Below are 24,208 nucleotides of genomic sequence, written 5' to 3'. Positions count from 1 at the left end.
GGCCTTTTTTCTTTTCAATCATTTCAAAGCCCCCGGTAAATTTTTCCTTGATCGAATCTGCCATGGGGCCTAGATGCGCCTCACTTTCGGCACCGATCCCAACCCCGGACCCTTATCCGGGGGGGCGCTAAGGGCCGGCTGGATTGTCATCTACTGGAACGAAGGGGAGTGTCATGAAAGACGCCAACCTCTTCCAACTGGGGATCGGTCTGGAGACAGGCGCCCAAGAGGAAGATACCGCCCGCAGTGTACCCGCTGCGATCATCGAAACCGTTGTGGACAGCGACCGCGAAGACCATTTCATCCGCCGCGATGGAAAAGTGTTCGCCGGAACCCATCTGATCATCGAAGTCATGAACGGCACGGGCCTTGATTGCGAGACCCGCATTCAAAACGCCTTCCGCAAATGCGTCGAGGTTTGCGGCGCCACGCTGCTGCACATCCACACCCATAAATTCTCGCCGCAAGGCGTGTCGGGCGTGGCCGTGCTGGCCGAAAGCCACATCTCGGTGCACACCTGGCCGGAAATCGGCTATGGCGCCTTTGACGTCTTCATGTGCGGCGATGCCGAACCCTGGCGCGCTGTCGGCGTGCTCAAAGAGGCCTTCTCCACCGACCACGTGGAGGTCCGGGAACTTCTGCGCGGGGAGGAGCTGATCGCCAAGGAGGTCGCGGCATGAGCGAGACCTGGATCACCGAACGCCTGCACGATCACTACGCGCAATCCCTGCGCGTGGACGAGATGCTCTATGACAGCAAGACCGAGCATCAGCGCCTGAAGGTGTTTCAGAACGGCACATTCGGCCGCATCCTGACGCTGGACGACGTGGTGCAGACCACCGAGGGCGACAATTTCATCTACCACGAGATGCTGACCCACGTGCCGATCCTGGCGCATGGGGCCGCCAAACGTGTGCTGATCATCGGCGGTGGCGACGGTGGCATGGCCCGCGAGGCCCTGCGCCACGCCTCTGTGGAGCATGTCACCATGGTCGAGATCGACGCCGGTGTGGTGGATTTCTCCAAGGAATACCTGCCGATGCTGAGCCAGGGCGCCTTTGACGATCCACGGCTCAATCTGGTGATCAACGATGGCGCGGCCTTCATGCGTGAAACAGATCAGAAATTCGACGTGATCGTGGTCGATTCCACCGATCCGATCGGCCCGGGCGAGGTGCTGTTCACCAATACCTTCTACGGCCACGCCGCCCGCGCGCTGACCGATGACGGTATCATCGTCACCCAGAACGGCGTGCCCTTCATGCAAGGGGACGAGCTGACCGGCACCATGCGCGCCTTCAAGACGCTGTTTGCCGATCACAGCTGCTATCTGGCGACAATCCCGACCTATGCGGGTGGTCCGATGGCCTTTGGCTGGGGCAGCCACTCCAAATCCGCGCGCACCGTGTCGCTGGCCGATCTGGAAAAACGCTTTGCCGCTGCCGGGATTGAAACCGATTACTACACGCCCGAGGTGCACAAGGCGGCTTTCGCCCTGCCCGGCTATGTGAAGAAACTCTTCCCATAAGACCTGCGCCGTGCGCAGGATCTGCTGAAACAAAACGGGGGCCAAGGCCCCCGTTTTCAATTAGTGCTGTTTGGGAATGTTCCGAACCTCAGGCGTCCGGCTCCTGATAGACGCCCTGCTCTTTCAGCGCGTCCACGACTTCCTTGGGCATGTAGGTCTCGTCATGTTTCGCCAGAATTTCAGAGGCTTCGAACACACCGTTGACGTAACGGCCTGTGCCGACCATGCCTTGATTTTCCTCGAACAGGTCCGGCAGCACACCCGCGTAAGTCACTGGCACGGTCGCGCCGCCATCGGTCACAGAGAACCGCACGGTTTCGCCCTGACCGCGCACCAGACTGCCATCTTCGACCAGACCGCCAATACGGAAAACCTCTGTCGGCACCGGCGGCTCGGCCATCACCTGACTAGGCGAACGGAAGTAGTTGATCCCGTCCCGCATCGCGTAACCGATCAAAGCCGTCGACACGATCAGGGCAACGGTCGCCAATGCGATCACCTGAATGCGACGCTGCTTTTTGAGGTTTTTCATATCGTTACCGTCCTGTGCTCGTCCGGGTCTGGCGCCCTAGGGGAACAGCGGCGCCATCATCAGACCCGCAGTTTCGTCTTCACCTAACATCAGATTGGCATTCTGCAAGGCCTGTCCGCTGCTACCTTTTGTCAGGTTATCCAGCGCCGCAATGACAATGGCCCGCCCTTCGATCCGGTCAGCGGTCACGCCGATATGACAGAAGTTGGAGCCGCGCACGTGGTGGGTGCTTGGCGCGGTGCCAAAGGGCAGAACCTCGATAAAGGGTTCATCGGCATAGGCAGAAACGAATGCCGCGTGGATCGCCTCGGCGTCGCCTTTGACATAGGTCGTCGCCAGAATACCCCGGTTGGCGGGAACCAGATGCGGGGTGAACTGCACCTTGACCGGACGCCCGGCCAGTTTCGAGAATTCCTGATCGAATTCACCCAAATGCCGGTGCGTGCCACCGATGGCATAGGCATTGTAACCCTCGCTCAGCTCCGCATGCAGCAGGTTTTCCTTCAGGGCCCGACCCGCACCAGAGACGGCGCATTTCAGATCGAGGATGATTTCATCTAGATCAATCAAGCCCGAGGTGATCAGCGGCCGCAGCGCAAACTGCCCGGTTGCCGCGTTGCAGCCGGTACCCGCCACCAGCCGCGCGCCCCGGATCTCATCCCGGTAGAATTCGGTGAGGCCGTAAACCGCCTCTTCCTGCTGCTCCAGCGCAGCATGGGGGTTGCCGTACCATTTCTCGTATTCCGCCGGGTCGCGCAGCCGGAAATCCGCCGACAGATCGACGATCTTCAGATCCTTCGGCAGGGCCGCGATCACTTCCTGGCTGGTCTTATGCGGCAGGGCGCAGAAGCACAGGTCGATCTGTGAAAAGTCGATCTCGCTGATCTTGCACAGGGTCGGCAGATCCAGATGGCGCAGGTGCGGAAACACCTCGGCCATGGTCAGGCCCGCCTTACGCTCGGCGGCAAGCGCCGCGATTTCAATGCTCGGGTGCTGGGAAATCAGCCGCACCAGTTCCGCGCCGGTGTAACCGCTGGCGCCAAGGATAGCCACTTTGTGGGTCATGTCAGACCTCGTCTTTTGAATTTACGTGATTTGTACCGCAGCAACAGGCGGTGAGAATAGGGAAAACTGCCGCAGCTGACAGGCGATCCGCCCGAGGGACGACAGAAAGCCGTCCCCGTGGAAGCGCCGGATCAGGCCGCTTCAAAGGTGATTTGTCGTCGCAAGAACTGGGTCGCATGGGTGCTGACCCGCGCCGGATCGCCAGTGGTGTAGAACCCTGCCTTGCCGGTGCCGTACATATCCGGGTGCCGCTCAAGGTAATCGGTAAGACTGTCTGCCACCAGATCGCCCTGGCTGAACACTTTGACCTGTGGGCCAAGCGCCTCCTGAAAGGTCTTTTCCATCAACGGATAATGGGTGCAGCCCAAAATGGCAGCCTCGGGATGCGGCATCTTGCGCAAGAGCGCATCCACATGGCTGCGCACCAGCGCCTCAGCCAGGATCATGTCGCCTTCTTCGATGGCGTCGACAACACCGCCACAGGCCTGCGCTTCCACATCGACACCGATGGCGCGAAAGGCCAGTTCCCGCTGAAACGCCCGGCTGGATACGGTCGCGGGCGTTGCGAACAGCGCCACATGCTTCACCGCAACCTCGCGCGGCGGCGAATTATCGCCCCACTGGCGCTCGGTCAGTGCTTCGATCAGCGGCACAAAGACGCCAAGCACGCGCTTGCCCTTGGGCAGCCCCCCCTCCTGCATGCGCCGCAGCGCCGCCGCCGAAGCGGTGTTACAGGCCAGGATCACCAGATCGCAGCCCTTGTCCCACATGTCTTCCACAGCGGCCTTGGTCAGCTGATAGACATCCTCGGCATCGCGCACGCCATAGGGGGCGTGAGCACTGTCGCCGTAATAGATAAGGTCAACCTCCGGCAGACGCCGCTGCACAGCGTCGAGCACGGTCAGACCGCCCAGACCAGAATCAAAAATGCCTACTGCCATGTTCTTCTTTCGCGGATGCCACGTTCAGGCGCGATGTTTCTCTTCAAACTCGAACCCGCGCAAGCCCGGATCGAGAGGAGTCGGAGACAGCTCATACGTCGCTTTGCGCAGGAAATCCATCATTCCTTTGGCATCCCCGGTCAAAGGGTCAAGTTTGTCGCGCCCGATCGCCTCCCCGATCACCACCCGCACCGGTGTATCGACCCGCTTGTGAAACTCCTTGATCAAGAGCCCCATGCGCAACGTAGCGTGCAGATGGCTGGCGATCTGAAACAAGCGCGAAGTGTGGCCGTCAAAATAGACCGGCACCACAACCGCATCGGATTTGGCAATCATCCGTGCGGTAAAGCTGCGCCAGCCCGGATCCATCGGCCGGGCAAAGGGCGTTGCTCCCGTGGAAACCGTGCCGCCAGGAAAGATCCCGATGGCGCCGCCCTGCCCCAGATAGCTGAGCGCCGTTTTTCGGGTCTCAAGATTGGTGCGCAGCGCATCCTTGGTTTCGGCAAAATCGATCGGCAGGATGATACGGTTCAGGTCTTCCGCCTTGCCGAACACCTGATGCGCCAGAATACGAAAATCCCCGCGCGTTTCGGCCAGGATGTGCCCCATCATCAGCCCATCAAGGATCCCATAGGGATGATTGGCGATCAGAACGACCGGCTTGTCGCGCGGAATATTGGACAGCGCGCCGCCGATGATCTCCAGCGACAGACCATAGCGTTCAGCGATGACGCTCCAGAAACTGCGCCCACCCGCGACCTCCTGTTCATACCCCCGTGCGCGTCGGATCAGCTTCAGACGGCCCGTGGTATTCTCCATCATTCGGATCACCAGACGCCCCGAACGGGTCTGCGCCGAATGCGCATAAGAGATCTCCCGCGCGATCTGGCGCGCGCTGGACCGGATTTTTCCAGGCCGGGATTTTCTTGATTGGGTATTGCCGGACAGTTGCTGCATCTCGGACATGGGCTGGGTCTTTCTGGACGGAATCACCAAGGTGACCGGTTAGGCATAACAGCATCTCAGATCCCCGTAACAGACTCATGACCCGTCCTGCGGCAGGATCCTGCGCCCTGCCCCGAAACGCAGCAGCGCCGCGCATCTGCGCGGCGCCGGACCCAACGGGCATAGGACAACTGCCCGGCTGTCTCGTGCCGGGCGGGAGAACACCCCTGCGGCTTATTCGGCCGCTTTCTTCATCGGAGCACCGCCCTGACGCAGAACCGCCAGCAGTTCTTCGCGTCGTTTCGCCGCCTTCTGCTCGCTCTCCATCTTCACCGGGCCAAAGCCCCGGATCTGCAGCGGCAGTTCGGCCAGAGCCACCAGCGGGTCCATGATCTCAGGCGAGGCTTTTGCCAGCCATTCCTTCATGTCGCGCTCGTATTGCTTGATCAGCGCCCGTTCCATCTTGCGCTCGGCGGTGTAGCCAAAGATATCGAGCGGCGTGCCGCGCAGACCTTTGAACTTCGCCAGCAGCTTCAGACCGCGCTCCATGCTTGGGCCGAAACGGCGCTTTTTCGGGCGTCCGTTGGCGTCGACCCCGCCCAGGATCGGCGGCGCCAGGTTGTAAGAGATCTTCAGATCGCCCTCAAACTGCGCCTCGGCCTTTTCGCGGCTGCTCAGCAATAGCCGCGCCACCTCGTATTCGTCCTTATAGGCCAGCAGCTTGTGATAGCCCTTGGCAACGGCTTCCTTCAGGCGCGCATCGTCGATGCCATCCAGCAGTTTCATATAGCGTTTGACCAGCCCCTTGCCCTGATAGGCAGTCAGATGGTCCTGTCGGTAAGCAATCTTTTCATCCAGCGTCTTGGGCAGTTCCACCACATTGGCGGGCTTGATCAGCTTGGCGACCTCTTCGGGGTGCAGCACCGCCCAGCGACCGATTTCAAAAGCACGCAGGTTCTTTTCCACCGCAGCGCCGTTCAGCTCGATCGCCTGGGTGATTGCCTCAAGGCTGACCGGGATCAGACCGCGTTGGAAGGCACCACCAAAGACCATCATGTTGGAGAAGATCGAATCCCCCATGGTGGCCTGCGCCAGCTGCGAGGCATCGAACATGTCGAGCCGCTCGCGCAGGCGTGCCTCCAGCGCCACCTCTAGCCGGTCGGTGGGCAGCTGGAAATTGGTGTCGCGGGTAAAATCGCCAGTGATGATCTCGTGGCTGTTCACCACGCCGCCGGTCTGGCCGGTGCGCATCAACCCGATGGTCTTGGCGCCCGCACTCACCACCAGATCGCCACCGATCAGCGCGTGCGCCTCGCCAGTGGCGACGCGGATGGCGCTGATGTCATCAGGCGTTTCGGCAATGCGGCAGTGGATATGCACTGCGCCGCCCTTTTGTGCGAGGCCTGCCATCTCCATCATGCCGGCACCTTTGCCGTCGATTTGGGCAGCTTGCGCCAGCACCGCGCCGATGGTCACAACACCGGTGCCGCCGACGCCGGTGATCACCACGTTATGGGTGCCGTCGATCTTGGGCAGGTCGGGCATCGGCAGATCGGGCAGCTTCAGCTCGGCCGTGGCTTCCTTGCGGATCTTGGCGCCTTCGATGGTCAGGAAGGAGGGGCAGAAACCGTTGAGACAGGAGAAATCCTTGTTACAGGAGGACTGATCAATCGCCCGTTTTCGGCCCAGTTCGGTTTCCTTGGGTACGATAGAGACGCAGTTGGACTGCACCCCGCAATCGCCGCAGCCTTCGCAGACGTCCGAGTTGATAAAGACGCGCTGATCGGGATCGGGGAACAGGCCCCGCTTGCGGCGGCGGCGTTTTTCGGCGGCGCAGGTCTGGACATAAATGATGGCAGAAACGCCTTCGACCTCTTCCATCTGCTTTTGCACGTTCATCAGCTCGGCCCGCTCATGGGTGGGAACTCCGGCCGGGAACTGCTTGAAATCGATCTCTTCTTTCTCGTCATAAACGATGGCGAGATGCTCCACCCCCATCGCCTTCAGTTCATGCGCGATGCGATAGGCACTAAGGCCGCCCTCGTTGCCCTGACCGCCGGTCATGGCCACCGCATCGTTATAGAGGATCTTGTAGGTGATATTGGTGCCTTCGGCGAGCGCCGCGCGGATCGCCTGCACGCCGGAGTGGTTATAGGTGCCATCGCCAAGGTTCTGGAACACATGCTTGCGCTTTGAAAACGGCGCTTCGCCGATCCAGTTGGCGCCTTCGCCGCCCATATGGGTAAAGCCCATGGTCTCGCGGTCCATCCACTGCACCATGAAGTGGCAGCCAATCCCGGCATAGGCCCGGCTGCCCTCGGGGATCTTGGTCGAGGAGTTGTGCGGACAGCCCGAGCAGAAATACGGCAGGCGCGCGGCGATCTCTTCGGCGTTGTCGGCGCGGCGCGCCTCGTCCAGGCTGGCCAGCCCGGCGCGGATCGCCTCGGTGTCGCGGCCCTCTTCGATCAGAATCTCGCCCAGCTTCTCGGCGATCATGATAGGATCAAGCGCATAGCGCGTCGGGAAGAGTTCCGGCCCGTGCATGGAGCCCGCGCCGCCGCCCTTGTGCCAGCCGTAGACCCGGCGACCACGGCGGTCGTCAAAGATCGCCTCCTTGATCTGCACCTCGATCAGCTTGCGCTTCTCCTCGACCACGACGATCAGATCCAGACCTTCGGCCCAATCGTGGAAGCCCTTCATGTCCAGCGGCCAGACCTGACCGACCTTGTATGTGGTGATGCCCAGACGTTCGGCCATGGCCTCGTCGATATTCAACAGAGACATGGCGTGGACCAGATCCAGCCAGTTCTTGCCCGCGGCCACGAAACCGATCTTGGCACCGGGTTTGCCCCAGATACGTTTGTCCATCTTGTTGGCGTGGCTGAATGCCTCGGCAGCAAAGCGTTTCTGGTCGATGATCCGGTCTTCCTGCTGGAAGCGGTCATCCACCAGGCGGATATTCAACCCATCCTGCGGCATGGCGAAATCGGGGGTAACCAGTTTCACCCGGTCCGGGCTTGCATCCACGACCGAGGTCACCTCGATGGTGTCCTTCATCGTCTTGAGGCCGACCCAGAGACCGGAAAACCGGCTGAGCGCGTAGCCATAAAGCCCGAAATCCAGGATTTCTTGCACACCAGCGGGGCTGAGGATCGGGAGGTAGGCATCCATCAGCGCCCATTCGGACTGGTGCAGCACGGTGGAGCTTTCGCCGGTGTGGTCGTCGCCCATCGCCACCAGCACACCGCCGTTCTTGGAGCTGCCGGCCATATTGGCGTGGCGGAAGGCATCGCCGGCGCGATCAACGCCCGGCCCCTTGCCATACCAAAGACCGAATACGCCGTCGAATTTGCCTTCACCACGGATTTCGGCCTGTTGCGCACCCCATAGGGCGGTGACGGCCAGATCCTCGTTCAAACCGTACTGAAAGGTGACATCGGCCTCTTTCAGCTGCTTTTCGGCCCGGCTCATCTGCATGTCGACAGCGCCAAGCGGCGATCCGCGATAGCCGGTAACAAGCCCAGCAGTGTTGAGACCGGCAGCCGTGTCCCGCGCCTTCTGCATCAGCATCAGGCGCACAAGCGCCTGCGTGCCGTTCAGCATGACAGGCGATTTGCTCAGATCATATTTGTCATTCAACGAGATCTTTTGCGTGCTCATCCGGTCCTCCCAACCACAACTGGCTTGCAATAATTTCCATCGATATTAGGTCACAAATACTGACCTGTATACCCACTGTTGTCAATATCCCCCTCCGGAAGCGCGCTTCTGCATTCGGAAATTGATCCAAGTGTCAGGTTTCATATAGGCTGATATGGGCACAACGAAAGTAACGGATATGGACTGGGACAAGCTTAGAATTTTTCACGCCGTGGCAGATGTCGGCAGCCTGACCCACGCCGGGGACAAGCTTAACCTGTCGCAATCCGCGGTCAGCCGCCAGATTCGTGCGCTTGAGGAAAGCCTGAACGCGACGTTATTTCACCGTCACGCGCGCGGGCTGATCCTGACCGAACAGGGCGAGCTGCTGTTCGACGCGACCAAATCCATGTCCAAACGGCTCGAAGCGGCTTCGGCCCGGATCCGCGACAGCGAGGACGAAGTGTTCGGCGAATTGCGCGTCACCACGACATTCGGCTTTGGCACACTGTGGCTGGCACCCAGGCTGACGAAGCTCTTTGAACAATATCCCAATCTGAAAATCGACCTGATGCTGGAAGAGCGGGTTCTAGACTTGCCCATGCGCGAAGCCGACGTTGCGATCCGGATGAAAGAGCCGAGCCAGGCGGACCTGGTGCGCAAGCGACTGATGACGGTTCAGATGCGACTTTATGCGTCTCGCGCATATCTGGACCGCAACGGCACGCCGCAGACCGCCGAAGATATCAAGAACCACCGTCTGATCTGCCAGAACCAGAATTCGGCTCAGGTGGGTTCTGCAGCTGTGCTGGTCCAGAAACTGATCACCCACGGTCCCGGCTCGATGCTGTCGGTCAACAACTACTTCGGGGTCCTGCAGGGCGTGCTGCACGATCTGGGAATCGGCATCCTGCCTGACTATGTCACCGAAGATTTCCCCGATCTGGTACAGGTATTGCCGCACGAGGACACCAGTGGTGTGCCTGTCTACCTGGCCTATCCGGAAGAATTGCGTCACTCGCAGCGGGTGTCAGCTTTCCGCGATTTCGTGCAAACCGAGATCATGGCGCACCGCAAACATATGAAAGAGATGGGGAAACTCTGACCTTAGGTCAGCAGGCGTTAAGCTATGCATAACATGCATACCAGAAATGACGCAATTTGAGACGGAAAATTCTTGAAGCAGAGAAGCTCTATCCCTAAATGACCCTCATGAAGACGGCGCCAAGGCGCACTTCATACCTCCCTGTTGGACTTCGGCCGAGCTTAGTGCTCGGCCTTTTTTTTGGCCATTTGGTCAGCTCCTGAGGCTTTCGATCAGGTCTCACGCCACTCGGAAGCGCCTGACACATTCAACGTCTCGCATCCACACCGGCGCCTGCAACCCTTTCGCCGGTGATCATTGCCCAGTTTTCTCACATGCACGGATAATGACGGCATTTTCCGGCCCCCAATGACGGTCTGCACATTTTTCAGGCAATTCGAGCATGCCCCCCCCCCCCCCCAAGCCTGACCTTCTCACAGCGACGAAACGCCCTGCCTTCGATGATACATACGCTTTGCCCTTCCCCCGTGCGCTTCCTTGCCCTAAAAGGCGCGCAACCGCAGCCACTGGGGATACGACACGGATGCAGGAACCAGCAATCACGCCCGAACTGATTGAAAACCACGGACTGAACTCCGAGGAATATCAACTGATCCTCGAAATCATCGGACGGGAACCCACCTTTACCGAGCTGGGCATCTTCTCGGCGATGTGGAACGAGCACTGCTCTTACAAGTCGTCCAAGAAATGGCTCCGCACCCTGCCCACCGAGGGGCCCCAGGTCATCTGCGGCCCGGGTGAAAATGCCGGTATCGTCGATATCGGCGATGGCGATGCGGTGGTCTTCAAGATGGAAAGCCACAACCATCCCTCTTACATCGAACCCTATCAGGGTGCGGCAACCGGGGTTGGCGGCATCCTGCGGGACGTCTTTACCATGGGCGCGCGGCCAATCGCCTCGATGAACTCGCTGTCCTTTGGTGAGCCGTCCCACCCCAAGACCCGGCAGCTGGTCAACGGTGTGGTCGAAGGCATCGGCGGCTACGGCAACTGTTTCGGTGTGCCCTGCGCAGGCGGCGAGGTCCGCTTCCACTCTGCCTACAACGGCAACTGCCTAGTGAATGCATTCGCGGCGGGTCTCGCAAAGACCGACAGCATCTTCTACTCCGCCGCATCCGGTGTCGGCATGCCGGTGGTGTATCTGGGCGCCAAGACCGGACGTGACGGCGTCGGCGGCGCCACCATGGCCTCGGCCGAATTCGACGACACCATCGAGGAAAAACGCCCCACCGTTCAGGTTGGCGACCCCTTCACCGAAAAACGCCTTATGGAAGCGACGCTGGAGCTGATGCAGACCGGCGCGGTGATCTCGATCCAGGACATGGGCGCAGCTGGTCTCACTTGTTCGGCGGTGGAAATGGGCGACAAGGGTGAGCTTGGCATCAAGCTGAACCTCGAAGACGTCCCCCAACGCGAAGAAGGCATGACCGCCTATGAAATGATGCTGTCGGAATCCCAGGAGCGGATGCTGATGGTGCTGAAGCCCGAGAAAGAGGCCGAAGCCAAGGCAGTGTTCGAAAAATGGGACCTCGATTTTGCCATCGTCGGCGAAACAATCGCCGAGGACCGTTTCCTGATCCAGCACAACAACGTGGTGATGGCCGACCTACCGCTGTCGAAACTGGCGTCCTCTGCGCCGGAATACGACCGGCCCTGGGTCGAAACGCCCACCGCAGAACCGCTGACTGATGCGGATGTGCCCACTATCGATCCGATCGACGGCCTGAAGGCGCTGATCGCCTCACCGAACTACGCCGGAAAACAGTGGGTCTATGAACAGTACGACACCACCGTGATGGGCGACACCGCCCGCCGCCCCGGCGGGGGCTCCGGCATCGTCCGGGTGCATGGCACCGGCAAACAGTTGGCCTTTACCAGCGATGTGACGCCGCGCTACGTCAAAGCGAACCCCTTTGAGGGTGGCAAACAGGCGGTAGCCGAGGCTTACCGAAACCTCTCTGCCGTGGGCGCCCTGCCTCTGGCGACGACTGACAACCTCAACTTCGGCAACCCGGAAAAGCCCGAGATCATGGGCCAATTCGTCGGCGCCATCAAAGGCATCGGCGAAGCTGTTGCTGCGCTCAACATGCCGATCGTTTCGGGCAACGTCTCGCTTTATAACGAGACCGACGGACAGGGAATCTTGCCCACCCCAACCATCGGTGCCGTGGGTCTGATCGCCGAGGGCGAAGAGGCGATCACCGGTGAAGTGCGCGAAGGCCATATCGCCCTGCTGATCGGTGAAACCACTGGCCACCTGGGCCAGTCGGCCCTTCTGGCGGAAGTCTTCAACCGCGAGGACGGGGATGCGCCGACGGTGGATCTGGAAGCGGAAAAGCGTAACGGCGAATTCATCCGGGCCAACCGCGAGCTGATCAAGGCCTGCACCGATCTGGCGGATGGCGGTCTGGCGCTGGCGGCCTTTGAACTGGCCGAGGGCGCTGGCGTTGGCGTCCAGATCGATGCCGGTGACACCCCGACCCTGTTTGGCGAAGATCAGGCCCGTTATCTGGTCGCCTGCAACTTTGATCAAGCCGAAGGTCTGATGCTGGCAGCCGGTCAGGCCGGTGTCAGCGTCACCACCGTGGGCCGTTTCACCGGTGACACGGTAAAAATCGGTGGCAGCGAAGCGCCGCTGGAAGAGCTGTCGCAGATTTTCCGCAGCAGCTTTGCCGAGGCCGTCGCCTGATATCAAACACAAACGGGCGCCCTCCCGCGCCCGCAGGTGCCCTTGCCTATGGCAAGCCCCCCTTTACGGCCTTGGGCCCGGCAGCGTGCATCGCGCGCTGCCGGGCCCAACTCGCACGGTCTGATTTTCAATCAGGTCTTGCGCGGCGGGAGCATCTCCCTGCTTGAACTGCCTCTCCGTCAGGCCTACATTTTTAGCGAACAGAACCACGAGGATCCCACGCAATGCCCATGCAGGCCCATGAAATCGAAGAGCTTCTGCGCGCATCCTTTCCCGATGCCCAAATCCAGGTCGGTGGCACCGACGGCGTGCATATGTCCGCGATGGTCGTCGATGAAAGCTTTCGCGGCAAGAACCGTGTGCAGCAGCAGCGCGCCGTTTACGCGGCCCTCAAAGGCAAAATGGACGGCGCCAATGGTGAGTTGCACGCCCTCGCCCTGACCACCAAAGCGCCCGAGTAGCACACATGTCGCTGTTCATGTCCTTTCTGGTGGTCGGCGTTATTGTGATGACGGCAGTTGTTGCCGTCATCGGTCAACGACGCGCACCAACGGAAGAAGACGACAGCGACCCGGACTATCACACGCTGCGCTCGGACTATCAGTCCGGCATGGGCGGCGGGTCTGTCAGGACCTGGAAGGTCCCCAAGGACCCGCAGGAATATGCCCGCCTTTTTGTTCCCAAAGACAAGAGCTGAGCGCGCAGAGCCTCACACATCCGTTCCCCGGCCCGGATTGGAATTCTCCACATTATTCCCTATATCTCGGGCAGCAGGACAACGGCACATCCGCCAGAAGGAAACGCAACATGAGCGACGCAAAAACCCGCATCGACGAAACCGTCAAATCCAACGACGTGGTGCTTTACATGAAAGGCACCAAGGACATGCCGCAGTGCGGCTTCTCTTCCCGCGTGGCCGGTGTTCTGAACTACATCGGCGTTGACTACACCGACGTCAACGTGCTGGCCGACGAAGAGATCCGCGCCGGGATCAAGGATTACTCGGACTGGCCGACCATTCCACAGCTTTATGTCAAAGGCGAATTCGTCGGCGGCTGCGACATCATCACCGAAATGACCCTCTCCGGTGAACTCGACGGCATGTTCGAAGAGAACGGCGTCAGCTTTGACAAGGCCGCGGCGGATAAGATCCGCGAAGCCAACGGTTAAGCCGCACGACCAGACAACATGAAAAAGGCCTGTCCGCAGCACGCGTGACAGGCCTTTTTTGCGTTTCGGATTCGGACATTCGGCGAGCGACATCGAAAACCGATCGACCCCGTCAGCGCAGCGCCCCGCCGCCTATTGCGCGGCAGAGGCTTTTTCTTCGATCTCCTGCGCCATGGCTTCGGCGCGGGCGGCCAGTTCGGCCAGGGTTTCAGCCACCTGAGGGGGCACAACAGGCACTTCAATCCGCTCCGGCTCCGGCGCGGGCTGTGCCTTCAGCGCGGCCAGTTCCGCCTCGCGCTCAGCCAGGACCGCCTCGACCTCTTTGATCCGGTCCTCGACCGCTGCGGTCTTGTCCGCCAGCATCAGCCCCGCCATCAGCAGCATGCGCGCTTCGGGCATACGGCCAATCTGGTCCGACAGCACCTGCGCCTCATCATCCAGCATCTTGGCCGCAGAATGCAGATAACTCTCCTCGCCTTCCTGGCAGGAGACCTCGAAACCGCGGCCGCCAATATGAATGGTCACTTCGGGCATCAAATTTCCTCTCCTTCGGGCAGGTTGGGCGCTGCCGCCAGCAGCGGTTCAAGCCGGGCCAGAACCGCGTTCACCTGCGCCTTGTCACTCGCCTGCGCCGCGCGCAGACCGTCGATCTCTGCTGCCATCGCCGCATTGATCAGCCCGGCATCGCCCAGCCCTTCGGCATTGGCTTCGCGCAGGGCAGCGTTAGATGTACGGAGCTGTTCGTTGGCCAGGCGCAATTGCTGCAATTCCGTGTCCAGTCGCTGCAGCACCTCCTCGTCAGTGCCGCCGTTTTCACCATGCGCAGTTTCGGAAGCGGACGTTTCCTGAACGGATCCGGCTTCAGCCAGCTGAGCCGTGAGTTCCGCATTGGCGGCCTCGAGCTGTTCAATCCGGTCCTCAAGGCTTTCTTTCTCGGTGGCCGCCGAATTGGCTGCGCCTTCCATTTGCGCCTTCAGCCGCGCCACTTCCTGTTTCAAGGCTTCGGCCTGCGGGGCATTTGCAGCCTCATTCCGCAAAAGCTCAAGCTCGGCCTGCATTGCAGCGATATCACCCGAGGCATCTGCCGTAGACGCCGCCGGTGCCTGCTCTTCCAGCTCTTTCAACCGCCCGCGCAGGACCTTGACCCGTTCGGTCAACTGGGCATTGGCGACCCGTTCTTCGTCCAGCGCCTGTTCCAGCGCGCTGGTATCGGCCGCCGCAACGGCCTTGGCCTCGGCTGAGCTGCGCGCTTGTTCAAGTGCGCCGACACCCGTCCCGATCCGGTCCATTGCGGCCAGGATCCGGCCCTGCAAGTCTTCAATCTGCTTCATGCCTGTCCCTCACCCGTCCATCTCGCTGGCGCGATCTTCGCGCTGCCTCCTGCCGTGCCGGTTTGCACCTCTGCTTTGCACTGCTGTGCGAATCGCACATGCCTGCCGATCATACGCGCAGCTTAACCCTTGCAGGAGTAAAACACCGCCTCTTTGCTTTCAAGCACTTGCAAGCGGTCCTTCGCGTTCGAAACACAGAAACGCCTGCCAACGCTTGATCTTTGCCCCATCACTGGTATTCAGCGGCTCATCAGCCTGCCAACCTAAAGGAACAGTTCAGTGGATCTGACAGCCCTGCGCACCGCAAATCCCGAGCATTGGAACAAGGCCGCCGCCATTCGCGCCCTGACCCTTGATGCCGTCGCTGCCGCAAACTCCGGCCACTCCGGCATGCCGATCGGCATGGCCGATGTGGCCACCGTCCTGTTTGAAAAGCACTTAAAATTCGACGTAAAGGCCCCAAAATGGGCCGACCGTGACCGGTTCATCCTGTCGGCAGGCCACGGCTCCATGCTGATCTATTCGCTTCTCTATCTCATGGGCGATGAGCAGGTAACGCTGGATCAGATCAAGAACTTCCGTCAGATGGGCGCGCTGACCGCGGGCCATCCGGAAAACTTCCTGATCGATGCGGTGGAAACCACCACTGGTCCGCTGGGTCAGGGCATCGCCAACGCCGTCGGCTTTGCCATGGCCGAAGAAATGCAGCGCGCCCATTACGGCAAGAAGGTCGTCGATCACAACACCTATGTAATCGCAGGCGACGGCTGCCTGATGGAGGGCATCAGCCAGGAGGCCATCGGCATTGCCGGTCGTCAGAAACTGGGCAAGCTGATCGTGCTGTGGGACAACAACAACATCACCATCGACGGCTCGGTTGAACTCTCTGACCGCACCAACCAGATCCAGCGCTTCAAGGCCTCCGGCTGGCACGTGCAGGAAATCGATGGTCACGATCCCGAAGCCATCGACGCGGCCATCACCGCCGCGAAGAAGGCGCAGAAACCCTCGATGATCGCCTGCAAGACGCATATCGCCCTTGGCCACGCCGCGCAGGACACCTCCAAGGGTCACGGCGCGCTGACCGATGCCGAGCAGCTGAAAGCCGCCAAAGAAGCCTATGGCGCACCGCTCGGCGCCTTTGAGGTCCCCGCCGACGTCAAAGCCCAGTGGGAAGCCATCGGCACCCGTGGCGCAGCTGACCGCGCGGCCTGGGAGGCGCGCTTTGCCGAGCTGTCCAAGCAGAAACAGGAGCGGTTCAACCGCGCCTACGCACTGGAAGCGCCGAAAAAGCTCTCTGCCGCCATCAAGGCCCTGAAAAAGCAGATCAGCGAAGAGCAGCCTAAGGTCGCCACCCGCAAATCCAGCGAAATGGCGCTGGCGGTGATCAACCCCTTGATGCCGGAAACCGTGGGCGGCTCGGCCGACCTCACCGGCTCCAACAACACCAAGACCGGCGACCTCGGTGTCTTTGACACCGACAACCGCAAGGGCCGCTACGTCTATTGGGGCATCCGTGAGCACGGCATGGCCGCTGCGATGAACGGCATGACCCTGCACGGCGGTATGCGCCCCTATGGCGGCACCTTCTTCTGCTTCACCGATTACGCGCGTCCGTCGATGCGTCTGGCGGCGCTGATGAAGACCCCGACCGTCTTTGTCATGACCCATGATTCCATCGGTGTTGGCGAAGATGGCCCGACCCACCAGCCGGTCGAACATCTGGCGATCTGCCGCGCAACCCCGAACACCTATGTGTTCCGCCCCGCCGATACGGTGGAGGCTGCAGAAGCATGGGAAATCGCGGTTACCGCCAAGGAAACGCCCTCGGTCATGGTGCTGACTCGTCAGAACCTGCCCACCGTGCGCACCGAGCACAAGCTGAGCAACCTCACCGAAAAGGGCGCCTATGTCCTGTCCGAGGCTGAAGGCAAGCGTCAGGTGATCCTGATCGCCACCGGTTCTGAGGTTTCGCTGGCGATGGAAGCCAAGGCCAAGCTGGAAGCCGAAGGTATCGGCACCCGCGTCGTCTCCATGCCCTGCATGGAGCTCTTCGCTCAGCAAGACGAAGCCTACCGCCGCAAGGTCCTGCCCGCAGGCCCCGTGCGTGTTGGTATCGAGGCCGCCGTGCGCGCCGGTGGCTGGGACCGCTGGCTGTTGGGCGAGCGTGGCCAGGAGAAGAAAGCCGCATTCGTGGGCATGGACCGCTTCGGAGCCTCCGCACCGGCAGATGAGCTTTTCGAGAAATTCGGTATCACCGCAGAGGCCACCGTTGCAAAGGCAAAAGAGCTGCTTGGGTGATCTACGGACCATCCTATCAATGAGACCAGAGGCGCCCCAACCGGGCGCCTCATTTCATTTCCGACCCGTGAAGTGTGAAGCAAGAACAGACGTCAAGCTCTTGAGGCCACGTCATAATATCGAAAGCACCGGATGGCCCCGATGTGGCAACACTTGTGAATTCATGAATTTAGATGGGGTTGAGGCTGGTACCCAAGGCCGGACTCGAACCGGCACGCCCGTTAAGGCGGGGGATTTTGAATCCCCTGCGTCTACCATTCCGCCACTTGGGCCTCGGGGCTGTTGTTACCCAAGGCGGCAGATGAGGTCCAGAGCCAAACGCTGCCACATGGCATAATTCTGTGCAAACGCCTCTCAGTCCCCACCCGCATGTTGACCTTGCCGCGCCTGCGTGCAACCTCGGCGCCACTGGGGTTAAGGGCGGATGGTCAATGTTACGCAGGCTATATGATCGCACGATGGCGCTGGCGGATCATCCGCGGGCGCTGTGGTGGCTGGCCATCGTTTCTTTTGCCGAAAGTTCGGTCTTTCCGATCCCGCCAGATGTGCTGATGATCCCGATGATTCTGGCGCGCCCCTCGCGGGCCTGGTTGATTGCCCTGGTGGCGCTGGTCTCTTCGGTTCTGGGCGGGCTTCTGGGCTATGCCATCGGTGCCTTCTTCTACGAAGGCATCGGTCAGCCCATCCTTGAGATGATGGGTAAGGCGGATGCCATGGAGGCCTTTAACACCCGGTTCAACGACTTTGGCTTCTGGGCGGTTCTGGGCGCGGGCATCACGCCATTCCCGTTCAAGGTGATCACCATCATGTCCGGCTGGACCGGCATGCCGCTGGTGACCTTCGTTGCAACCTCTATCCTCGCGCGATCGCTGCGGTTTTTCGCGGTTGCGGCGCTGCTGCGCCTGTTCGGCGCGCCGGTACGCGCCTTTATCGAGCGGCGGCTCGGTCTTGTTTTCACGGCCTTTGTCGTGCTTCTTTTCGGCGGCTTTCTTGTGGTGAGATACCTATGACGTTCAGAACCTTCCTGATCCTGATTGCAGCAGGCGGATCCGCTGCCCTTTTGCTGGGGGCCTTTGGCTTTCAGTACATCGGTGAAATGCCGCCGTGCAAAATGTGCTACTGGCAGCGTTATCCGCATGCCGCCGCCGTTGGCATCGGGGCGCTGGCAATCCTGATCCCGGGTGCATTCTTCCCCTACCTCGGCGCGTTGGCAGCGCTGGCGACCTCAACCATCGGGGCCTATCACGCCGGTGTCGAACAGGGCTGGTGGGAAGGACCGAGCGCCTGCACCTCGGGATCGATTACCGGGCTGACACCTGATCAGTTGATGGAGCAGATCATGGCCGCGCCGATGGTACGCTGCGATGAAATCCCGTGGGAGATGTTTGGCCTGTCGATGGCGGGCTGGAACGCGGTGATTTCTGCCGGGCTGATGCTGATCTGGATTGCGGCCGCGCGGCAGCGTCGCTGAGCAGGACGAAACGGCAACGGGTGGCGCCCCCGCCCTGCCCCGCTCAGGTCTCTTTCTTGGTGGCCAGCAACAGATTGGTTTCGCTGGTCGACACCCCATCAAAGTTACGGATCTTCGCAAGCGCAGAATCGAGCGTCTCCAGCGTTTCCGTGCCGAGTTCCACGATCAGGTCCCAGCGGCCGTTTGTGGTGTGAATCGCCCGCACTTCCGGTAGCCCGTGCAGTTGCCGCGTGATCCGGCTGGCACCGCGTCCCTCGATCCCGATCATCATCAAGCCGCGCACAGGATCCCGGAGAACGTCCTCCTTCAGGACCACCGTAAATCCCAGGATGTCACCCCGCGCCTGGAGCCGTTCGATGCGCGCCCGCACCGTAGTGCGTGACAGGTTCAGCTCCAGCGCCAGGTCGGACAGGGACGCCCGTGCATTGTGGCGCAGTGCCGCGATCAGCCGTTCATCCGTTTTGTCCAAACCTACCTCCATTACGTGAACTTGCTGCGCATTATGGTCAAAATATTGACTTCAATCCACCCCGAATTGGAGTTCCTTTGAAGGCTCGACACAATCGTGATGGAGATCCTTCCCCCGTGAGCACACAGAACTGCATTCTGATCGGCGCGCCGGTAGACAGTGGAAAACGTCGCGCCGGCTGCCTGATGGGACCCGATGCCTACCGTACCGTCGGATTGTCCAAGGCCTTGACCGATCTGGGCCATCAGGTGACGGACCTTGGCACGGTGACACCCGCAGCGCACCCGCCGGACGAGGCGAACTCGCGGCTGTTCTCGCTGAACCAGACCATCGGTTGGACTAGCGCGCTCCGCGATGCTGCAGAATCCGCAATGGAGCAAGGCTTGCCAATCTTCCTTGGCGGTGATCACGCGCTGTCCCTTGGCTCAGTCATCGGTGTGGCCAATTACGCCGCCCGGCAGAACCGTCCGCAATTCGTGCTGTGGCTGGATGCACATACCGATTTCCACACACCGCAAACCACCGACAGTGGCAATCTGCACGGCACGCCGGTTGGCTATTTCACCGGTCGCGAAGGCTTTGACGGGTTTCCGGCTGTGAAGAACCCGGTGCCCGAGGAGAACGTCTGCATGTTCGGCCTGCGGTCTGTTGATACGCCCGAGCGGCAGGCTTTGGAAGGCAGCCGGATCCGGCGCCACGACATGCGCGACATTGACGAAAACGGTATCACTGGCCCCTTGGCCGCGTTTCTGGACCATGTGGCAGCCCAGAACGGCATGCTGCACGTGTCGCTGGATGTGGATTTCCTCGACCCCTCTGTCGCCCCGGCGGTGGGCACCACGGTGCCCGGCGGCGCCACGGTGCGTGAAGCGCATCTCATCTGTGAAATGCTGCATGATTCCGGGTTGATGACCTCGCTCGACCTTGTCGAACTCAACCCTTTCCTCGATGAACGCGGCCGCACCGCGCATCTGATGGTCGATCTCTGCGCCTCGGCCCTGGGCCGTCGCGTCTTTGACCGCCCCACACGGAGCTACCAATGACCAACCTCAATCCTTCCGCCAAGGCCATGGTGCCTTTTGTCAGCGTCGACAACATGATGCGCCTGATCCATCACACCGGCGTGGAAAACATGCTGCGCGACCTTGCTGCCTATGTCGAAGAGGACTTCCGCCGCTGGGAGCTGTTCGACAAGACCCCGCGCGTGGCAAGCCATTCGGACGTGGGTGTGATCGAGCTGATGCCCACCTCGGATGGGGAGGCATACGGATTCAAATACGTCAATGGCCACCCCAAGAACACCTCGGAGGGGCTGCAGACCGTGACCGCCTTTGGCCTCTTGGCGGATGTCTACACCGGCTATCCGGTGCTCCTGACGGAAATGACCATGCTGACGGCACTGCGCACGGCGGCGACCTCGGCCATGGTGGCGAAATACCTGGCACCAAAGGACGCTCACACCATGGCGATGATCGGCAATGGCGCCCAGTCGGAATTCCAGACCCTGGCGATGAAGGCGATCTGCGGTCTGAAATCCGTGCGCCTTTATGATCAGGATCCCAAGGCCACCGAAAAATGCGCCCGTAATCTGGCGGGCTGCGGTCTTGAAGTGGTGAAATGCAAAACCCCCGAAGAGGCCATCGAAGGCGCGCAGATCCTCACCACCTGCACCGCGGACAAACAATACGCTACCATCCTCAGCGACAATATGGTCGGCCCCGGCGTACACATCAACGCCATCGGCGGTGACTGCCCCGGCAAGACGGAACTGGCGGCTGGTATCCTGTCCCGGTCGGATGTCTTTGTGGAATTCCCACCGCAAACCCGCATCGAAGGCGAGATCCAGCAGATGCCCGAGGATTTCGAAGTCACCGAAATGTGGCAGGTGATCACCGGCCAGAAGCAAGGACGCCGGGACGACCGGCAGATTACCCTGTTCGACAGCGTCGGTTTCGCCATCGAGGATTTCAGTGCACTGCGGTATATCCGCGACCAGATCAAGGGCAGCGAATTCTTCATCGAACTCGACATGCTGGCGGACCCGGACGATCCGCGTGATCTGTTCGGCATGCTGCAACGGGCCGGAACCGCGCACCCCGCATAAACTGTGGCTCAGGCCTCCAGTTCGGAATCCCAGTAAAGAAAGTCCATCCAACTGTCGTGCAGATGGTTGGGTGGAAACTTGCGCCCGATATTGCGCAGCTCCTCGGCGCCGGGGCGTTTGGGCGCCTTGCGCAGGTGCATCCCGGCCCGGTGCAGCGATTTTGACCCCTTGCGCAGGTTGCACCTGGAACAGGCCGCGACAACGTTTTCCCAGCTGGTCACGCCGCCAGCAGCGCGGGGCACCACGTGATCGAATGTCAGATCGCCCCTTGCGCCGCAGTACTGACAGCAGAATTCGTCCCGCAGAAATAAATTAAAGCGCGTGAAGGCCACGCGCTTTTGAGGTTTGACATAATCTTTGAGGACGACAACCGACGGTATTCGGATCTGAGTACTCGGGCTATGCACGACGGTGTCATATTCCGCAACGATCGCCACCCGGTCCAGCCAGGCTGCCTTGACTGCATCCTGCCACGGCCACAATGACAGCGGATAATAGGAAAGTGGCCTATAGTCCGCATTCAGTACCAAGGCCGGGTGCTGTTTCAGCGCCCCGGGGTCCCGTACAAAGTCTGTTCTGAAATCGCCGTCCATTCTAAACGTCTTCCTCGCCCTGCCTGCCCGTTACCTGACACCAGAGCGGGGAACCCGCCCCAGTCTGAGATTAACTATATATCGCGGTAGAAAGCTGGCAAGCCCCTTGCGCGCTACAACATCTCGAAGGCAGGCATAGGCCGATTCCGTGACAGGCAGGTGACGGGCCTGCTCAAGAAACTTGCGCCTTTCACATACGAGGCCTATTGCGGCGCCATGACCCGGCTTATCCGCTTTAACAAACCCTTTGACGTTCTGCCGCAGTTCACCGACCGCAGCACCGAAGGGGGACCCCGCAAGACGCTGAGCGATTTCATAGATTGCCCCGGCGTTTACCCCGCTGGCCGTCTGGATCGCGACAGCGAGGGATTGATGCTGCTGACCGACAATGGCCGCCTTCAGGCCTGGATCAGCGATCCGCGCAACAAGATGGCAAAGACCTATTGGGTGCAGGTCGAAGGCACGCCGGATGAGGCCGCGCTGCAGGCCCTGCGGCAGGGCGTGGAGTTGAAAGACGGGTTGACCAACCCCGCCAAGGCGCGGCGGATTGATGAACCTGCCGGTCTATGGGCGCGCACTCCCCCGATCCGGGTCCGCAAATCGGTGCCCGATACATGGATCGAGCTGACCATTACCGAGGGGCGCAACCGGCAGGTCCGCCGGATGACCGCTGCGGTCGGCCACCCCACCTTGCGGCTGATCCGTTTTGCTATTGGCGCCTGGACCCTGGATGAGCTGGCGCAGGCCAAATGGGAAGATCTGGAACCGCCAAAGGTCCCGGGACGACCAAAACCCGCACAGCTACCCAACCGCCGGGCGCAGGCGAGACGGGCCAAGGAAAAAGCCAAAGACACCGAGCAAAAGAAAACGGGCGGCAAGGCCCGAAAGCCTCGCCGCCCGTCCTGAATTCTTCCTGTTCGGCGTCCGCGCCGGTCAGAGGCTCAGCTTGTCCCGCATGAAGGCGAGCGCGACGCTCAGCCCGTCGGGGGCAATGCCATGGCCGGTGCCCTTCTGAATATGGGCAAAGACGTCCTGAAATCCGGCTTCCTGCAGGGCCTCGGCGGCCTCGGGCAGGGATTGCACCGGCACCACGTCATCCGCATCGCCATGCACGAGCAGCACCGGCATCCGGCTGACCACCTCGTCCTTGAAGGTGTCTGGGCTCAGCAGACGACCGGAAAAGGCAACGATGCCGGCCACCGGATCCTCGCGGCGCGGTGCCACGTGCAGGCTCATCATGGTGCCTTGCGAGAAGCCGAACAGCACCACCTGCTCGGGCAGTACGTCCTCATCCACCATCAGCGCGTCGAGGAAGGCGTTCAGATCCTCGACGGCGGCCTGCATGCCGCGCATGCTTTCTTCTTCGGAGGATCCATCGATCCAGGGGATCGGGAACCACTGATAGCCCATCGGCGCCCCGGCGCAGTTTTCGGGAGCATCAGGCGCCACGAACAGCGTGTCCGGCAGGTGCTCGGCCAGCGGATCAGCCAGCCCCAGCAGGTCGGCTCCATTGGCGCCATAGCCATGCAGAAACACCACAACCGAGCGGGTTGAGCCGGAAAGCGGCTCTTTGCGGCCAGCAGTCAATACACGAGTCATCGGATCCCTTCCCTGTCCTTCTTCACATGGTAATAGGCCCAGAGCACCCGTGCCGCAACCGCGCGCCAGGGCGACCAGTCTTCGGCCATTTTGCGCAAGGCGCGTTCCTTGGGACGTTCCGGCAGATCGAACAACAGCCGCGCGCCCTCCTGCAAGGCCAGATCGCCGGGCGCGAAGACATCCGCCCGCCCTAGCGCAAACATTGCATAGATTTCCGCAGTCCAGACCCCGATGCCGGAAACTTCGGTTAGGATCGCCACGACTTCCGCATCCGGTTTACTCCGCAAGGCATTGAAATCAATAGAGGCCTCCGCCAAAGCCCGCGCATAGCGGACCTTTTGACGGCTAAGCCCGGCTGCGCGCATTTCCTCGTCGCTGGCCGCGATGATCGCATCCGGTTCGGTCAGCCCCGCATTGGACATCCGGGTCCAGATCGAGGCCGCCGAAGCAATGCTGAGCTGCTGGCCCACGATGGCATTCAACAACTCCGCAAAACCATCAGGATGGCGCCGCAGTGGCAAAGTTTCGATCTGGGCCAATGCATCGGCAAAGCGTGGGTGCCGCGCCGCCAGCCATGCCGCGCCTTCGGTAACGCATGCATCGCTGTGAATGATCCGTCCAACCCCGTTATCCGTGACTACACGGCTCTCTGTATCTGTGTGTGACGCCACGTCACGTTTCCTTCATCTGTTAATTTTCACAAAACTGCCGACGGACGCCCGATGA

The 24,208-nt window shown here is 60.8% G+C and carries 24 protein-coding genes and 1 tRNA gene; 13 read left to right on the top strand and 12 right to left on the bottom strand.

The genetic code is table 11. The features are described from left to right. Window positions 1–173: 173 nt before the first annotated feature. Both speD and speE read left to right on the top strand, forming a co-directional pair. Entirely contained in the window at window positions 174–680 is a 507-nt protein-coding gene (gene speD, locus JL2886_RS00350; protein WP_065270197.1) for an adenosylmethionine decarboxylase, read from the top strand. After that, window positions 677–1,528, top strand: coding sequence for a polyamine aminopropyltransferase (gene speE / locus JL2886_RS00345; protein WP_065270196.1), 852 nt, complete (start codon window positions 677–679; stop codon window positions 1,526–1,528). The genes speD and speE overlap by 4 nt, the downstream gene beginning before the upstream one ends. A gap of 88 nt (window positions 1,529–1,616) precedes the next feature. Here speE and ccmE read toward each other — a convergent pair whose 3' ends face one another. The 5 genes from ccmE to JL2886_RS00320 all read right to left on the bottom strand — a co-directional run bounded on the left by ccmE (window position 1,617) and on the right by JL2886_RS00320 (window position 8,671). After that, window positions 1,617–2,060: a cytochrome c maturation protein CcmE gene (gene ccmE, locus JL2886_RS00340; protein WP_065270195.1), complete on the bottom strand. Its 444-nt coding sequence runs from the start codon at window positions 2,058–2,060 to the stop codon at window positions 1,617–1,619. Between the two features lie 36 nt (window positions 2,061–2,096). After that, entirely contained in the window at window positions 2,097–3,125 is a 1,029-nt protein-coding gene (argC, locus tag JL2886_RS00335; protein ID WP_065270194.1) for an N-acetyl-gamma-glutamyl-phosphate reductase, read from the bottom strand. 131 nt (window positions 3,126–3,256) lie between these two features. Further along, window positions 3,257–4,066 carry a glutamate racemase gene (murI, locus tag JL2886_RS00330; RefSeq protein ID WP_065270193.1) on the bottom strand — a complete coding sequence of 270 codons (810 nt, stop codon included), beginning with the start codon at window positions 4,064–4,066 and terminating at the stop codon, window positions 3,257–3,259. Between the two features lie 24 nt (window positions 4,067–4,090). Further along, window positions 4,091–5,023 (bottom strand): lysophospholipid acyltransferase family protein, encoded by a 933-nt coding sequence (locus JL2886_RS00325; RefSeq protein WP_065273449.1) that lies wholly within the window; start codon window positions 5,021–5,023, stop codon window positions 4,091–4,093. Window positions 5,024–5,245: 222 nt separating this feature from the next. After that, window positions 5,246–8,671: an indolepyruvate ferredoxin oxidoreductase family protein gene (locus tag JL2886_RS00320; RefSeq protein ID WP_065270192.1), complete on the bottom strand. Its 3,426-nt coding sequence runs from the start codon at window positions 8,669–8,671 to the stop codon at window positions 5,246–5,248. Between the two features lie 178 nt (window positions 8,672–8,849). On the opposite strand from JL2886_RS00320, the gene JL2886_RS00315 reads away from it, so the two are divergent. From JL2886_RS00315 to grxD, 5 genes are all read left to right on the top strand, one after another. Continuing rightward, on the top strand, window positions 8,850–9,755 hold the full coding sequence (locus JL2886_RS00315; protein ID WP_065273448.1) for a LysR family transcriptional regulator: 906 nt from the start codon (window positions 8,850–8,852) through the stop codon (window positions 9,753–9,755). Window positions 9,756–10,278: 523 nt separating this feature from the next. Continuing rightward, window positions 10,279–12,444, top strand: coding sequence for a phosphoribosylformylglycinamidine synthase subunit PurL (purL, locus tag JL2886_RS00310; protein ID WP_065270191.1), 2,166 nt, complete (start codon window positions 10,279–10,281; stop codon window positions 12,442–12,444). A gap of 224 nt (window positions 12,445–12,668) precedes the next feature. Further along, entirely contained in the window at window positions 12,669–12,905 is a 237-nt protein-coding gene (locus JL2886_RS00305; protein ID WP_065270190.1) for a BolA/IbaG family iron-sulfur metabolism protein, read from the top strand. A gap of 5 nt (window positions 12,906–12,910) precedes the next feature. Beyond that, a complete protein-coding gene (locus tag JL2886_RS00300) occupies window positions 12,911–13,141 on the top strand; it encodes a hypothetical protein (RefSeq protein ID WP_065270189.1) in 231 nt (76 codons plus the stop codon). A gap of 110 nt (window positions 13,142–13,251) precedes the next feature. Next, on the top strand, window positions 13,252–13,614 hold the full coding sequence (gene grxD, locus JL2886_RS00295; RefSeq protein WP_065270188.1) for a Grx4 family monothiol glutaredoxin: 363 nt from the start codon (window positions 13,252–13,254) through the stop codon (window positions 13,612–13,614). A 132-nt stretch (window positions 13,615–13,746) separates the two neighbouring features. Here the strand turns inward: grxD and JL2886_RS00290 are convergent, their stop codons facing one another. Both JL2886_RS00290 and JL2886_RS00285 read right to left on the bottom strand, forming a co-directional pair. Continuing rightward, window positions 13,747–14,148: a cell division protein ZapA gene (locus JL2886_RS00290; RefSeq protein WP_065270187.1), complete on the bottom strand. Its 402-nt coding sequence runs from the start codon at window positions 14,146–14,148 to the stop codon at window positions 13,747–13,749. After that, window positions 14,148–14,945: a colicin transporter gene (locus tag JL2886_RS00285; protein WP_065270186.1), complete on the bottom strand. Its 798-nt coding sequence runs from the start codon at window positions 14,943–14,945 to the stop codon at window positions 14,148–14,150. Before JL2886_RS00285 ends, JL2886_RS00290 begins: the two co-directional genes overlap by 1 nt. Before the next feature lie 279 nt (window positions 14,946–15,224). On the opposite strand from JL2886_RS00285, the gene tkt reads away from it, so the two are divergent. Beyond that, entirely contained in the window at window positions 15,225–17,246 is a 2,022-nt protein-coding gene (gene tkt / locus JL2886_RS00280; protein ID WP_065270185.1) for a transketolase, read from the top strand. Between the two features lie 186 nt (window positions 17,247–17,432). On the opposite strand, the gene JL2886_RS00275 is transcribed toward tkt, so the two are convergent. Continuing rightward, a tRNA-Leu gene (locus JL2886_RS00275) sits at window positions 17,433–17,518 on the bottom strand. A 159-nt stretch (window positions 17,519–17,677) separates the two neighbouring features. Between JL2886_RS00275 and JL2886_RS00270 the strand changes: the two genes are divergently transcribed. Then, window positions 17,678–18,256 (top strand): YqaA family protein, encoded by a 579-nt coding sequence (locus JL2886_RS00270; protein ID WP_065270184.1) that lies wholly within the window; start codon window positions 17,678–17,680, stop codon window positions 18,254–18,256. Beyond that, a complete protein-coding gene (locus JL2886_RS00265) occupies window positions 18,253–18,717 on the top strand; it encodes a disulfide bond formation protein B (protein WP_065270183.1) in 465 nt (154 codons plus the stop codon). The genes JL2886_RS00270 and JL2886_RS00265 overlap by 4 nt, the downstream gene beginning before the upstream one ends. Window positions 18,718–18,760: 43 nt before the next feature. On the opposite strand, the gene JL2886_RS00260 is transcribed toward JL2886_RS00265, so the two are convergent. Then, window positions 18,761–19,186 carry an Lrp/AsnC family transcriptional regulator gene (locus JL2886_RS00260; RefSeq protein WP_065273447.1) on the bottom strand — a complete coding sequence of 142 codons (426 nt, stop codon included), beginning with the start codon at window positions 19,184–19,186 and terminating at the stop codon, window positions 18,761–18,763. Between the two features lie 116 nt (window positions 19,187–19,302). Here JL2886_RS00260 and rocF point away from each other — a divergent pair, with 116 nt between their 5' ends. Further along, the gene (rocF, locus tag JL2886_RS00255; RefSeq protein WP_065270182.1) at window positions 19,303–20,229 is read left to right on the top strand and encodes an arginase; all 927 of its coding nucleotides are present in this window, start codon (window positions 19,303–19,305) and stop codon (window positions 20,227–20,229) included. Further along, the gene (locus JL2886_RS00250) at window positions 20,226–21,290 is read left to right on the top strand and encodes an ornithine cyclodeaminase (protein ID WP_065270181.1); all 1,065 of its coding nucleotides are present in this window, start codon (window positions 20,226–20,228) and stop codon (window positions 21,288–21,290) included. Before rocF ends, JL2886_RS00250 begins: the two co-directional genes overlap by 4 nt. Window positions 21,291–21,298: 8 nt before the next feature. On the opposite strand, the gene JL2886_RS00245 is transcribed toward JL2886_RS00250, so the two are convergent. Continuing rightward, a complete protein-coding gene (locus JL2886_RS00245; RefSeq protein ID WP_065270180.1) occupies window positions 21,299–21,883 on the bottom strand; it encodes an HNH endonuclease in 585 nt (194 codons plus the stop codon). A 216-nt stretch (window positions 21,884–22,099) separates the two neighbouring features. Between JL2886_RS00245 and JL2886_RS00240 the strand changes: the two genes are divergently transcribed. Then, window positions 22,100–22,789 (top strand): rRNA large subunit pseudouridine synthase E, encoded by a 690-nt coding sequence (locus JL2886_RS00240; RefSeq protein ID WP_065273446.1) that lies wholly within the window; start codon window positions 22,100–22,102, stop codon window positions 22,787–22,789. A 27-nt stretch (window positions 22,790–22,816) separates the two neighbouring features. Here JL2886_RS00240 and JL2886_RS00235 read toward each other — a convergent pair whose 3' ends face one another. Both JL2886_RS00235 and JL2886_RS00230 read right to left on the bottom strand, forming a co-directional pair. Continuing rightward, window positions 22,817–23,482 (bottom strand): alpha/beta hydrolase, encoded by a 666-nt coding sequence (locus JL2886_RS00235; protein ID WP_065270179.1) that lies wholly within the window; start codon window positions 23,480–23,482, stop codon window positions 22,817–22,819. Next, window positions 23,479–24,153, bottom strand: coding sequence for a DNA-3-methyladenine glycosylase family protein (locus tag JL2886_RS00230; protein WP_065270178.1), 675 nt, complete (start codon window positions 24,151–24,153; stop codon window positions 23,479–23,481). Before JL2886_RS00230 ends, JL2886_RS00235 begins: the two co-directional genes overlap by 4 nt. Between the last annotated feature and the right edge of the window lie 55 nt (window positions 24,154–24,208).

Origin of the sequence: Phaeobacter gallaeciensis (assembly GCF_001678945.1) — a bacterium.
Lineage (GTDB): Bacteria > Pseudomonadota > Alphaproteobacteria > Rhodobacterales > Rhodobacteraceae > Phycobacter > Phycobacter gallaeciensis_A.
Note: the sequence above shows the minus strand (reverse complement) of the source record. Positions and strands in the feature narration are given on the sequence as shown.

Bases quoted from the DNA above. Each gene is read 5' to 3' on its own strand.
- JL2886_RS00270 (WP_065270184.1), top strand. From the start codon at position 17,678: ATGTTACGCAGGCTATATGATCGCACGATGGCGCTGGCGGATCATCCG.
- JL2886_RS00265 (WP_065270183.1), top strand. From the start codon at position 18,253: ATGACGTTCAGAACCTTCCTGATCCTGATTGCAGCAGGCGGATCCGCT.
- argC (WP_065270194.1), bottom strand. From the start codon at position 3,125: ATGACCCACAAAGTGGCTATCCTTGGCGCCAGCGGTTACACCGGCGCG.
- grxD (WP_065270188.1), top strand. From the start codon at position 13,252: ATGAGCGACGCAAAAACCCGCATCGACGAAACCGTCAAATCCAACGAC.
- ccmE (WP_065270195.1), bottom strand. From the start codon at position 2,060: ATGAAAAACCTCAAAAAGCAGCGTCGCATTCAGGTGATCGCATTGGCG.
- JL2886_RS00290 (WP_065270187.1), bottom strand. From the start codon at position 14,148: ATGCCCGAAGTGACCATTCATATTGGCGGCCGCGGTTTCGAGGTCTCC.
- purL (WP_065270191.1), top strand. From the start codon at position 10,279: ATGCAGGAACCAGCAATCACGCCCGAACTGATTGAAAACCACGGACTG.
- speD (WP_065270197.1), top strand. From the start codon at position 174: ATGAAAGACGCCAACCTCTTCCAACTGGGGATCGGTCTGGAGACAGGC.
- JL2886_RS00285 (WP_065270186.1), bottom strand. From the start codon at position 14,945: ATGAAGCAGATTGAAGACTTGCAGGGCCGGATCCTGGCCGCAATGGAC.
- JL2886_RS00235 (WP_065270179.1), bottom strand. From the start codon at position 23,482: ATGACTCGTGTATTGACTGCTGGCCGCAAAGAGCCGCTTTCCGGCTCA.
- JL2886_RS00320 (WP_065270192.1), bottom strand. From the start codon at position 8,671: ATGAGCACGCAAAAGATCTCGTTGAATGACAAATATGATCTGAGCAAA.
- JL2886_RS00315 (WP_065273448.1), top strand. From the start codon at position 8,850: ATGGACTGGGACAAGCTTAGAATTTTTCACGCCGTGGCAGATGTCGGC.
- JL2886_RS00240 (WP_065273446.1), top strand. From the start codon at position 22,100: ATGACCCGGCTTATCCGCTTTAACAAACCCTTTGACGTTCTGCCGCAG.
- JL2886_RS00300 (WP_065270189.1), top strand. From the start codon at position 12,911: ATGTCGCTGTTCATGTCCTTTCTGGTGGTCGGCGTTATTGTGATGACG.
- JL2886_RS00305 (WP_065270190.1), top strand. From the start codon at position 12,669: ATGCCCATGCAGGCCCATGAAATCGAAGAGCTTCTGCGCGCATCCTTT.
- speE (WP_065270196.1), top strand. From the start codon at position 677: ATGAGCGAGACCTGGATCACCGAACGCCTGCACGATCACTACGCGCAA.
- murI (WP_065270193.1), bottom strand. From the start codon at position 4,066: ATGGCAGTAGGCATTTTTGATTCTGGTCTGGGCGGTCTGACCGTGCTC.
- JL2886_RS00245 (WP_065270180.1), bottom strand. From the start codon at position 21,883: ATGGACGGCGATTTCAGAACAGACTTTGTACGGGACCCCGGGGCGCTG.
- JL2886_RS00325 (WP_065273449.1), bottom strand. From the start codon at position 5,023: ATGCAGCAACTGTCCGGCAATACCCAATCAAGAAAATCCCGGCCTGGA.
- JL2886_RS00250 (WP_065270181.1), top strand. From the start codon at position 20,226: ATGACCAACCTCAATCCTTCCGCCAAGGCCATGGTGCCTTTTGTCAGC.